Origin of the sequence: Bradyrhizobium sp. HKCCYLRH3097 (genome assembly GCF_051167875.1) — a bacterium.
Taxonomy (GTDB): Bacteria; Pseudomonadota; Alphaproteobacteria; order Rhizobiales; family Xanthobacteraceae; genus Bradyrhizobium.
Genome location: NZ_JBNPTX010000003.1, coordinates 436,438 through 448,328 on the forward strand (window position 1 = coordinate 436,438; position 11,891 = coordinate 448,328).

Genomic DNA, 11,891 nt, shown 5'->3' on the forward strand with positions numbered 1-11,891 from the left:
CATGACCGCGATCGTCACCGTCCGCGTGCAGCAAGAGGATTTCGACACCGCGGCCGAGATCGCGGCCCTCAGCCATGGCCGCACCGACATCGGCGCCGTCGTCAGCTTCTCCGGCCTGTGTCGCGGCAACGACCATGACACGCCGATCAGCGCACTGACGCTCGAGCACTATCCAGGGATGGCGGAAGCCGAGATCATGCGCCATGCCGAGCAGGCGATGGCGCGCTGGCCGCTGCAGGGCATGACCGTGATTCACCGCTTCGGCCGGATACGGTCGGGCGAGAACATCGTGCTGGTGGTGACCGCATCCAGCCACCGTCAGGCGGCGTTCGAGGCGGCTGAGTTCCTGATGGATTATCTCAAGACCAACGCGCCGTTCTGGAAGCGCGAGGAAACCGAGAACGGCGGCAGCTGGGTCGAGGCCAAGAGCCACGACGATGCCGCCGCGGCGCGCTGGAAGTCGTGATGGCGAAGAAGGTCAAGACGGTAGCGCCGCGCAAGGCGGCGGCACTGAGGCTGCCGAAGGTCAATGCGGGCGAGCTGGCGAGCCTGCTCGACTACCTGCGCTACGCGGTGAGCTGCTTCCAGAACGCCGATCTGGTGTTTGCGCACGGCACCACCGATCCGGTGTCGGAGGCCGCCTTCCTGATCGGCGAGGCGCTGCATCTGCGCCCCGATCAGTTCGAGAGCTTCGTCACGGCCCGGGTCACCACGGCCGAAGGCAAGACGATCCTCGACCTGATCACGGCGCGAATCACCACGAGGAAGCCGGCGGCCTATCTGGTCAACAAGGTCTACATGCGCGGCCTGCCGTTCTACGTCGACGAGCGCGTCATCGTGCCGCGCTCGTTCATCGGCGAGCTGCTGGAGACGCATTTCGGCGGCGCCGAAGCCGACGGCACCTCGCTGATCGACGATCCGCTGGCCGTGGACAGCGTGCTGGACCTCTGCACCGGCTCCGGGTGCCTGGCGATCCTGGCCAGCCGCCACTTCCCCAATGCGGTGATCGACGCCGTCGACATCTCCAAGGATGCGCTCGCAGTTGCGGCGAAGAACGTCGCCGACTACGACCTCGGCGAGCGCATCTCGCTGCACCGCGGTGACCTGTTCGCACCGCTCAGCCAGCGCCGTTACGATCTCATCATCACCAACCCGCCCTATGTCGACGCCGAGGGCATGGCCGGCCTGCCTCGGGAATGCCGCGCCGAGCCGGCGCTGGCCTTCGACGGCGGCACCGATGGGCTCGACATCATCCATCGCATCCTCAGCCAGGCGCGCGACCATCTGACTGCGGAGGGAGGGTTGTTGTGCGAGGTCGGGCGCGACCGTCCGCAGATCGAGGCGGCCTATCCCGACCTGCCGCTGCTCTGGCTCGACACCGAGGACTCCGAGGGCGAGGTGTTCTGGATCACCGCGCGCGATCTCGTCTGAGACGCGGCGGCCCGAGGCACGCCGGCGCGGTTGGCGCGAAATGACGCAGCGACTTCCAATATGCGGCACAATCTGCTGCTGCTGTGCAGAATCCGCTCACCAGGGCAGCGGGAACGCTGGACCTTTGACATTTCCGTCCGTCCGCGAAGCTGATAGCTTGGCGTCGGCCCGGATCAGCGGCTGACAACGTCGGCGCACGCATTCAGGCCCATCAAGCACGATCCGTTTCGGCAAGCTTTTCTGGCACCGGTTCGCCACCTTTCCGGATCATGCTGCCGCCGTCGCACAACCGTCCGAGAGGTCCCCATGCTGGACAAGAGCCCCCGCCCCGCCGTCACCGTTCCGAATGATCTTGCCGCGCATTGGATGCCGTTCACCGCGAACCGCGCCTTCAAGAAGAACCCGCGCCTGCTCGCCGGTGCCAAGGACATGCACTACATCACCGTCGATGGCCGCAAGATCATCGACGCCGCCGCCGGCATGTGGTGCTGCAACGCCGGTCACGGCCGCAGCCAGATCGCCGAGGCGATCGGCCAGCAGGCCGCGGCGCTCGACTACGCACCGCCGTTCCAGTTCGGCATTCCCCAGGCGTTCGAGCTGGCCAACCGCATCGCCGATCTCGCGCCCGCCGGCCTCGACCACGTGTTCTTCTGCAACTCCGGCTCGGAGGCAGCCGACACCGCGCTGAAGATGGCGCTCGCCTATCACCAGATCAACGGCCAGGGCAGCCGCACCCGCCTGATCGGCCGCGTCCGCGGCTATCACGGCGTCGGCTTCGGCGGTACCTCGGTCGGCGGCATCGTCAACAACCGCAAGCTGTTCGGCACCTTGCTGACCGGCGTCGACCACATCCCGGCGACCTATGACCGCGAGAAGCAGGCCTTCACCAAGGGCGAGCCGGAGTATGGCGCGCACTTCGCCGACGAGCTCGAGAACCTCGTCAACCTGCACGGCGCCAACACCATCGCCGCCGTGATCGTCGAGCCGATGGCCGGCTCGACCGGCGTGATCCCGGCGCCGAAGGGCTATCTCAAGCGGCTGCGCGAGATCACCCAGAAGCACGGCATCCTGCTGATCTTCGACGAGGTCATCACCGGCTTCGGCCGCCTCGGCTACGCCTTCGCCGCCGAGCGCTACGGCGTGACGCCTGACCTTCTCACCTTCGCCAAGGGCGTCACCAATGGCGCGGCACCGATGGGCGGCGTGCTGGTGCGCGACACCATCCACGACGCCTTCATGAGCGGCCCCGAGCACATGGTGGAGTTCACCCACGGCTACACCTACTCGGCGCATCCGATCGCCTGCGCGGCCGGCCTCGCCACGCTCGACATCTATCGCGACGACAAGCTGTTCGAGCACGCCCGCGCGATCGAGCCGAAATTCGCCGACGCCGTGATGTCGCTCAAGGGCCTGCCCAACGTGCTGGACATCCGCACGGTTGGTCTCACCGCCGGCATCGACCTCGCGCCGCTGCCCGACGCGGCTGGCAAGCGCGGCTACTCCGCGATGGAGACCGCCTTCCACAACAACGACCTGATGCTGCGCATCGCCGGTGACACGCTGGCGCTGACCCCGCCGCTGATCGTCAGCGAGGATCAGGTCGGCGAAATCATCGAGAAGGTCGGCAAGGTCATCAAGGCCGTGGCGTAAGCCGCGCGCGGACATCGTCAGCCAACAACAATGGCGGCCCCGGTGGCCGCCATTTCCTTATCTGGACTGCTTCCCAGCAGCGGTCATTCCGGGGCAATCGTCAACGCGGCCACGCGTTGGCGATTGAACCCGGAATCTCGTACTTGTTGGGAAGGGACGCGAGACAATATCGGGATTCCGGGTTCAAGGCCTGCGGCCTTGCCCCGGAATAACGTTGGTTGGCATAGCTATTCATACGGTCTCGCTCTGGCTCCGCATCGGTCATGTGCCGCCATCACCTTATGAAGTCCGCTCCTACCCGGCGTGCGGGAGAGCATCCCCGATCGCAAATAGCTTGCCCTGCAAGGATTGCCGCAGAACGGCACGCCTGATTGCCGGGAACCTTCGCAAATCCTCCACGTTCATGTCGCGAGCCGGCGGTTTGCGCGCGGCGAGCGGATTGTCGGAGGACGCGCATGCTTGCACCGCCAGGAGAGCTGCTGCGATTGGGGCTCGAACAGAGGCTCAACCGCGTCAAGCGCGCCACCCAATCCTACATTCGGGATCGCGCCCGGCAGGCCACCGGAACGGTGACGTCCTACGCCGTCGCCGCCGGGCTGTTCGCCACCGCGGGCATCTTCCTGATCGCCGCCTGCATCGTCGGATTGACCGCGCTGTTCCGCTGGGTGGAAATGACCTACGGCCTGTTCACCGCGTTCGCGGTTGTCGGCGGCATCCTGGTCGCGCTGGCGGCGATCTGCGCGATCGTCGCGGCAGTCAAGCTCCGCAGCCCTTCGCCGCACTATCCGTCGCTCTCCAGCCGGTTGCGCGTGGCGATCGCAGCGCCCGTGGCCCGGGAACCCGACGCGGACGAGATCGATCCCGACACCATCCCCTTGGCACCGTCATCGACCTCCACGAATCACGCGAGCGGAGTTGCGGGCGCACTCGGACGGATCAACGTGCCCGTCGGTGTCGCCGTTGCGGCACTCCTGCTCGGCGTGGCCGCCCTGCGCAGACGTCACCGCAGCACGTGAGCCTGCCCGGACAGCGGCAGGCGCGGTTCGACGGACATCGAAGAATCACCGGCTCAATTGAGCTGCTCAGCAACACGCGTTGATCAGCTCATGGCACCGCGCGCATGTCTAAACATGTCTGGAATCCGCGAAGCGCTTCCCCCGGTGTTCTACGGATCGGCAACACTACGATGACACTCAGCTTTCCCGCGTGAACTTGCGTAAATGACACGCAGACGAGAAATCATCGGCGTCTCCCGGTATTTGAATCCCGCCCACTATCCTCGCGAATCAACAGAAGTGCTAAGGTTGCGTTCGGTTGGGAGCGTCGCCAAGCATGATCCGTATCTCCACGATTTTCGTTGCCATTTGTATGGTTCTGGTCGCGGCCTCGCTCGGCCTGATCCTGTATTCAGTGGCCGGTATCAGTGGCTCGGAATCCGCGATCGTCGCGCTCGCCGCACTGACGTTCCTGATTCTCTACAATGCCGTATCGATGCGACTGCGCGACCGCACCGATATCGGCAGCCAGATCGCCGATCTGTCGCGCGGTACCGCCGACCTCGCGCGTCAGGTCGCCGAGTTCGGCCGCCGCCTGTCGGCGGTGGAGGGACGCATCGTGTCGTCGAGCTCGGTCAGCGCCGATCGCCTGCAGGGGGTCATCGGCGAGATCAACGAGCTCGGCGGACTGATGAAGCAGCTCGCCGTCACCGTGGCCCAGCACGAGGACCTGATCGCGGCCATCCCGCCGGCAACACCGCCGGGAGCTGGGGCCGGCACGGTTCGCGACGCCGATCGCCCGCTCCCGGCCGCCGCTTCCTCCAGCGGCGCGCTCGAGATGAACGCGGTGCCGTCGCGCGGCGTCGAGCAGAAGGTGGCCGAGACCTCCGGCACGTTCAGCGCGGCACCGGCTGCCGCCCCCCTGCCGCCCAAACCGCAGGCCCCGGCGGTCACGGCCGTGCCGCGCAGCCAGCCGCAGATCCTCGCCGCCGTCAAAGGCGCGATCGAGGACAACCGCCTCGACATCTATCTGCAGCCGCTGGTGACGCTGCCACAGCGCAAGGTGCGCTTCTACGAGGCGGTGACCAGGCTTCGCGACGAGCGCGACCAGGTGGTTGCGGCCGAGGACTTCATCGGCATCGCGGAAGCCGCCGGCCTGGTCGGGCGCATCGACCACATGGTTCTGCTTCGCTGCGTCCAGGTGCTGCGCCGTCTGATGGTTCGCAACAAGGACGTCGGCATCTTCTGCAACATCTCCTCGGCGACCCTCAGCAGCCCTGCAAACTTTTCACAATGCCTCGATTTCCTCGAAGCGAATCGCGCCCTGGCGCCGTCCTTCGTGCTCGAATTCAAGCAGTCGACCCTTCGCAGCCTCGGTCCGACCGGGACCGAGCATCTCGCGGCCCTGGCACAGCGCGGCTACCGCTTCTCGATCGACCATGTCACCGACCTCCGGTTCGAGCCGCGCGAGCTCGCCGATCGCGGAGTCCGCTTCATCAAGGTCCCGGCCGCGCTGCTGCTCGACCCGAAGCAGAGCTCGGCCTCCGACATTCACCCGACCGATCTCTCCGATCTGCTCGGCCGCTTCGGCATCGACCTGATCGCCGAGCGGATCGAAGGCGAGAACAGCGTCGTCGACCTGCTCGACTACGACGTCCGCTTCGGCCAGGGCTTCCTGTTCGCGCCGCCCCGCCCATTGCGACCCGAGGGCGCATCTGCTACCGGCGAGGCCGCCGCCGGCCCATCGGGCGGGCAGGACATCAAGATTCAGGACCCCAATGCCGCCGGCACCACCTCTCTCGACGCGTCACACACCAATGCTCCGACGCGCAGCGGCAATGCCGCCCTCGCCCGCCGTGCCGCCGGGACCCTCTGAGATCAGCCGGCTGCCATGACCGTTCTCCGCTTCGAAGAGCGGCTGCGCGATCTGGTCGGCCGCAAGCAGGTGCTGCTGAGCGACATCTGGGGCGTGGTCCATAACGGGCTGGAGTCCTTCCCCGACGCCTGCGACGCGCTGCACCACTTTCGCCGCCAGGGCGGTACGGTGATCCTGATCACCAACGCACCCAGGCCGGCCGATTCGGTCCAGCGCCAGTTGCGCAAGCTCGGCGTCGCCGACGAGGTCTACAGCGCCATCGTCTCCTCCGGCGACCTGACCCGCCACTACGTGGCCGATCATCCCGGCGGCAAGGTGTTCTGGCTCGGCCCCGAGCGCGACAATTCCATTCATCGCGGTCTCGACCTGGCGCTGTCGCCGCTCGAAGAAGCGTCCTACATCATCTGCACCGGCCTCTACGACGACGAGACCGAGACCGCCGAGGACTACCGGCCGATGCTGCTGCGCGCCCGCGAGCGCAAGCTGCCGCTGATCTGCGCCAATCCGGACATCGTGGTCGAGCGCGGCGACCGGCTGATCTACTGCGCCGGCGCCATCGCCGAGCTCTACCGCGAGCTCGGCGGCGAGGTGATCTTCTACGGCAAGCCGCACCGGCCAATCTACGAGCGGGCCATGATGCTGGCCGAGCAGCACGCCGGCCGGCCGGTCGCGCGCGAGGAGGTGCTGGCGATCGGCGATTCCGTCCGCACCGATCTCGCCGGCGCGCACGGCTTCGGTATCGACTGCCTGTTCGTGACCCGCGGCATCCATTCCGAGGAGTTCGCCGGCGTCGAGCAGCTCGACCCGGCCTCGATCAAGGAGCTGTTCGGCCATCCGCCGCGCGCCCTGATGCGCGAATTGAAGTGGTGAACGGATCCTGAAACGCAAAACGCCCGGCCGAGTGCCGGGCGTCTTTCGTTGGAGTGGATCAGGCGGGCGTCAGGCCGTCGCCATGTCCGGGAACACCGCGTCGATCTTGGTCTTCAAGGTCGCGGCATTGAACGGCTTGACGATGTAGTTGTTCACGCCGGCCTTCTTGGCCGCGATCACGTTCTCGGTCTTGGATTCCGCCGTGATCATGATGAACGGCGTGGTCGCCAGGTTCGGATCGGCGCGGACCTCGCGGAGCAGGTCGTAGCCGGTCATCGGCTCCATGTTCCAGTCGGAGATCACGAGGCCGTATTTCTTGGCGCGCATCTTGTTGAGGGCCATCGAGCCGTCGCTGGCATCGTCGATGTCCTCGAAACCGATCTGCTTGAGAAGATTCCTGATGATACGGATCATGGTGCTGTAATCGTCGACGACGAGCACCGGCATCGTCAAATCAACCGCCATCTTGACTCCCCCAGACGCGAACACAACGCGCAGACTGTTACAAAAAAGCTCATGCGGCACGGGTCGTAACCGACCCCGCCATCCGCTTTCAGCAGTAGCATCAGCCGTTAAACAGCGCGTTAACTGCGCTGCGGCTGCATGTCGCTATTGCTGCGCTGCATGAGCGGAGGAACCCCTTCGGCTTGACTTCGCGGGGCCGGCCGCCCACCGTCACGGCAACCACCGTCCGCCGGTAGCCCACCGAAATCCGCGAGATATTTCCGTCACATGCTCGATTTCAAGATCATCCGCGATTCCACCCCGCCGTCGGACATCCTCAAGGGCGCGGTGGTTGCGATGGGCAATTTCGACGGCGTCCATCTCGGTCACCGGGCCGTGATCGAGGCGGCGATCGAGATGGGCAAGGCCAAGGGGCGCCCGGCGCTGGCGCTGACCTTCGAGCCGCATCCGCGGCGCTTCTTCAGCCCCAATACCCCGCAGTTCCGCCTGACCGACGAGACCGCCAAGCTGCGACTCCTGGCCGGAACCGGCCTTGCCGGCGCCGTGGTCATGGCCTTCGACAAGGGCCGCGCCCAGACCTCGGCGCAGGATTTCATTCACCATGACCTGATCGGGCGGCTCGGGATCGCCGGAATCGCGGTCGGCTACGACTTTCATTTCGGCAAGGGCCGCGTCGGCTCGCCCAGCCTGCTCGCCAACGAGGCCCCCAAGCTCGGCATCGAGGTCGACATCCAGGCCCATGTCGACATCGACGAGCGGCCGGTGTCCTCCACAGCGATCCGCGAAGCGCTGGCGGAGGGCCAGGTCAGCGAGGCGACCGCGATGCTCGGCGGCCCCTGGTTCGTGAGCTCCGAGGTCATCCACGGCGAGAAGCGCGGCCGCGATCTCGGCTACCCCACCGCCAACATGCGGCTCGATCGCGATTGCGGGCTGCGCCACGGCATCTATGCCGTCCGGGTCGGCCGCGGCCGCGGCGCTGAGCGGGTGCTGATCGACGGCGTCGCCAATTTCGGCCGCCGGCCGACCTTCGACAACGGCGCGCCGCTGCTCGAGACCTTCCTGTTCGACTTCAAGGACAGCCTCTATGGCGAGGTCCTGGACGTCGCCTTCATCGGCTTCATCCGCGAGGAGGCCAAATTCAGCTCGATCGAGGCCCTGATCCGGCAGATGGACGACGACAGCGCCAGGGCCCGCGCTTTGCTGGCGGCCCATCCCGGCCTTTTCCCCCGGCTCGGCGAGATCGGCTGATCCTCCTGCTCCATCGGTGACGTCATTCCGGGGCAGCCCGCCAGGGCTGAACCCGGAATCTCGAGATTCCGGGTTCGATGCCAGCGCATCGCCCCGGAATGACGCTGAACGACGATCCCGCAGCGCTGCTGCCGTAGGATCGCTTTGCGATTCCGCAGTCCGGCTGCTATGAGGAGGCCCCATGTTGATACGGCGCATCATCGGCATTAGCGGCCCGGCTTCCGCCTGAGCTTTGAGCTCGGCGCAAGACCGGGATGTCTCTGCTCGTTCCGCCGCCCGCGATCGAAATCGCGTCTCAGCGCCTCATCTCTCAGCCAGCCAGATCACGATGTCCGAAAAGCCGCAAAAGCCCGACGCCCAAAAATCCGACGCCAAGGACTATTCCAAGACCCTCTACCTGCCGCAGACGGAATTCCCGATGCGCGCCGGCCTGCCGCAGCGCGAGCCGGAGATCCTGAAATACTGGAGCGACATCGACCTCTACGGCAAGCTGCGCGACACCGCCAAGAACAGGCCGAAATTCGTCCTGCACGATGGCCCGCCCTATGCCAACGGCAACATCCACATCGGGCACGCGCTGAACAAGATCCTCAAGGACGTCGTGACCAAGAGCCAGCAGATGCTCGGCCACGATTCCAACTACGTGCCCGGCTGGGACTGCCACGGCCTGCCCATCGAGTGGAAGATCGAGGAGGAGAACTACCGCAAGAAGGGCAAGACCAAGCCCGACTTCCGCGACTCCGCCGCCATGGTCGCGTTCCGCAAGGAATGCCGCGCCTATGCCGACCACTGGCTCAACGTGCAGCGCGAGGAGTTCAAGCGGCTCGGCGTGATCGGCGACTGGGACCATCCCTACGCCACCATGACCTATCCGGCCGAGGCGCAGATCGCCCGCGAGCTGATGAAGTTCGCCGCCAACGGCACGCTGTATCGCGGCTCCAAGCCGGTGATGTGGAGCGTGGTCGAGAAGACCGCGCTCGCCGAGGCCGAGGTCGAGTACGAGGACTATCAGTCCGACACGGTGTGGGTGAAGTTTCCGGTGACGTCGCCGGCGCATGGCGCGCTCGCGGGCGCCTCGGTGGTGATCTGGACCACCACGCCCTGGACCCTGCCCGGCAACCGCGCCATCTCGTTCTCGCCGAAGATCGCCTACGGCCTCTATGAGGTCGCGGACGCGCCGGCAGACAATTGGGCCAAGACCGGTGACAAGCTGATCATGGCCGACGCGCTGGCCGACAGCGTGTTCAAGCAGGCGCGCGTCACGAGCTACACCAAGCTGCGCGACATCCCCGGCGACACGCTCGACGCCGTCGAATGCGCCCATCCGCTGAAAGGTCTCGCCGGCGGCTATAATTTCGTCGTCCCGCTGCTGCCCGGCGACCACGTCACCGACGACACCGGCACCGGCTTCGTGCACACCGCGCCCGGCCACGGCCGCGAGGACTTCGACGTCTGGATGGCGCATGCCCGCGAGCTCGACGGCCGGGGCATCGCAACCACCATCCCCTACACCGTCGACGAGAACGGCGCGCTGACCGACCACGCGCCGGGCTTCACAGGAAAACGCGTCATCAACGACAAGGGCGAGAAGGGCGACGCCAACGAGGCCGTCATCAAGGCGCTGACGGATGCCGGCATGCTGCTCGCGCGCGGCCGGCTCAAGCACCAGTACCCGCATTCCTGGCGCTCCAAGAAGCCGGTGATCTTTCGCAACACGCCGCAATGGTTCATCGCGATGGACAAGGACATCGCGGACCAAGGTCAGGCGAAGTCCGGGGATACGCTGCGTGCCCGCGCGCTGCGCGCGATCTCGGTCACGCAATGGGTGCCGGCCGCCGGCCAGAACCGCATCACCGGCATGATCGCCAACCGTCCGGATTGGGTGATCTCGCGCCAGCGCGCCTGGGGCGTGCCGATCGCCGTGTTCGTGCGCGAGACCGGCGACGGCTCCGCCGAGATCCTGCAGGACGAGACCGTCAACACCCGCATCACTGAGGCCTTCGCCAAGGAAGGCGCCGACGCCTGGTACGCCGACGGCGCACGCGAGCGCTTCCTCGGGTCCCGCGCCAACGAGGACTGGAACAAGGTCGACGACATCTGCGACGTCTGGTTCGATTCCGGCTCGACCCACGCCTTCGTGCTCGAAGACCCCGTGCACTTCCCCGGCCTCGCCGGCATCAGGCGCAAGGTCGATGGCGGCCAGGACACGGTGATGTATCTCGAAGGCAGTGACCAGCACCGCGGCTGGTTCCACTCGTCGCTGCTGGAGAGCTGCGGCACCCGCGGCCGCGCGCCTTACGACGTCGTGCTGACGCACGGCTTCACGCTCGACGAGAACGGCCGCAAGATGTCAAAGTCGCTCGGCAACACCGTCGAGCCGCAGAAGGTGATCAAGGAGTCCGGCGCCGACATCCTGCGCCTCTGGGTCTGCGCCACCGACTATGCCGACGACCAGCGCATCGGCCCGGAGATCCTCAAGAACACCATCGAGACCTACCGCAAGCTGCGCAACAGCATCCGCTGGATGCTCGGCACCCTGCATCACTACAAGCGCAGCGACGCCGTGGCGTTTGCCGACATGCCGGAGCTGGAGCGCTTGATGCTGCATCAGCTCTCGCAGCAGGCCGAGGTCATCAGCCGCGCCTACGCCGCGTTCGACTACAAGACCGTGATCGCGAGCCTGGCTGCGTTCATGAACACGGAGCTGTCGGCGTTCTATTTCGACATCCGCAAGGACACGCTGTATTGCGACCCGCCGTCGTCGGTGGCGCGCAAGGCGGCGCTGACCGCGATCGACCTGATCTGCGATGCCGTCCTGAAATGGCTGGCGCCGGTGCTGTCCTTCACCACCGACGAGGCCTGGCGGATGTACAGGCCCGACGCAGAGCCGTCGGTGCATCTGACGCTGTTCCCGGAGGCGATGGACCAATACCGCGACGATGCGCTTGCCGCGAAGTGGGAGACGATCCGTAACGTCAGGCGCGTCGTCACCGGCGCGTTGGAGCTCGCCCGCGCCGCCAAGACCATCGGCTCCTCGCTCGAAGCCTCGCCGGTCATCTACGTCGCCGACCGCGCGCTGCTCGGCACCTTGTTCGACACCGATCTCGCCGAGGTCTGCATCACCTCGAACTACGAGGTCCGCGAAGGTGACGCCCCGGCCGATGCGTTCCGGCTCGATGCGGTGCCGGGCGTGGCGGTCGTCGTCGAGAAGGCCGTGGGCAAGAAGTGCGCCCGCTCCTGGAAGATCCTGGAGAGCGTCGGCGACGACCCTGAGTACCCGGACGTTTCCCCGCGCGACGCGAAGGCGCTGCGCGAGTGGAAGGCGCTCGGGGTCGGTATGTGACGCGTGATCGCGC

At 66.3% G+C, this 11,891-nt stretch carries 9 protein-coding genes; 8 read left to right on the top strand and 1 reads right to left on the bottom strand.

From position 1 onward, the window contains the following. Window position 1: 1 nt before the first annotated feature. From ACQR0U_RS10995 to ACQR0U_RS11020, 6 genes are all read left to right on the top strand, one after another. On the top strand, window positions 2-466 hold the full coding sequence (locus tag ACQR0U_RS10995; RefSeq protein ID WP_434872145.1) for a molybdenum cofactor biosynthesis protein MoaE: 465 nt from the start codon (window positions 2-4) through the stop codon (window positions 464-466). Further along, window positions 466-1,431, top strand: coding sequence for a 50S ribosomal protein L3 N(5)-glutamine methyltransferase (prmB, locus tag ACQR0U_RS11000; protein WP_434872146.1), 966 nt, complete (start codon window positions 466-468; stop codon window positions 1,429-1,431). Before ACQR0U_RS10995 ends, prmB begins: the two co-directional genes overlap by 1 nt. A 306-nt stretch (window positions 1,432-1,737) precedes the next feature. After that, window positions 1,738-3,081 (top strand): aspartate aminotransferase family protein, encoded by a 1,344-nt coding sequence (locus tag ACQR0U_RS11005; protein ID WP_315754462.1) that lies wholly within the window; start codon window positions 1,738-1,740, stop codon window positions 3,079-3,081. 455 nt (window positions 3,082-3,536) lie between these two features. Then, window positions 3,537-4,097: a phage holin family protein gene (locus tag ACQR0U_RS11010; protein ID WP_316201699.1), complete on the top strand. Its 561-nt coding sequence runs from the start codon at window positions 3,537-3,539 to the stop codon at window positions 4,095-4,097. Between the two features lie 316 nt (window positions 4,098-4,413). Beyond that, window positions 4,414-5,952, top strand: coding sequence for an EAL domain-containing protein (locus ACQR0U_RS11015; protein ID WP_434872147.1), 1,539 nt, complete (start codon window positions 4,414-4,416; stop codon window positions 5,950-5,952). A 15-nt stretch (window positions 5,953-5,967) separates the two neighbouring features. Next, the gene (locus ACQR0U_RS11020; protein ID WP_315713614.1) at window positions 5,968-6,822 is read left to right on the top strand and encodes a TIGR01459 family HAD-type hydrolase; all 855 of its coding nucleotides are present in this window, start codon (window positions 5,968-5,970) and stop codon (window positions 6,820-6,822) included. 69 nt (window positions 6,823-6,891) lie between these two features. Here ACQR0U_RS11020 and ACQR0U_RS11025 read toward each other — a convergent pair whose 3' ends face one another. Then, a complete protein-coding gene (locus ACQR0U_RS11025; protein ID WP_006613531.1) occupies window positions 6,892-7,287 on the bottom strand; it encodes a response regulator in 396 nt (131 codons plus the stop codon). A 267-nt stretch (window positions 7,288-7,554) separates the two neighbouring features. On the opposite strand from ACQR0U_RS11025, the gene ACQR0U_RS11030 reads away from it, so the two are divergent. Beyond that, the gene (locus ACQR0U_RS11030; RefSeq protein ID WP_434844963.1) at window positions 7,555-8,535 is read left to right on the top strand and encodes a bifunctional riboflavin kinase/FAD synthetase; all 981 of its coding nucleotides are present in this window, start codon (window positions 7,555-7,557) and stop codon (window positions 8,533-8,535) included. Window positions 8,536-8,863: 328 nt separating this feature from the next. Beyond that, on the top strand, window positions 8,864-11,878 hold the full coding sequence (gene ileS, locus ACQR0U_RS11035) for an isoleucine--tRNA ligase (RefSeq protein ID WP_434844962.1): 3,015 nt from the start codon (window positions 8,864-8,866) through the stop codon (window positions 11,876-11,878). Window positions 11,879-11,891 lie beyond the last annotated feature (13 nt).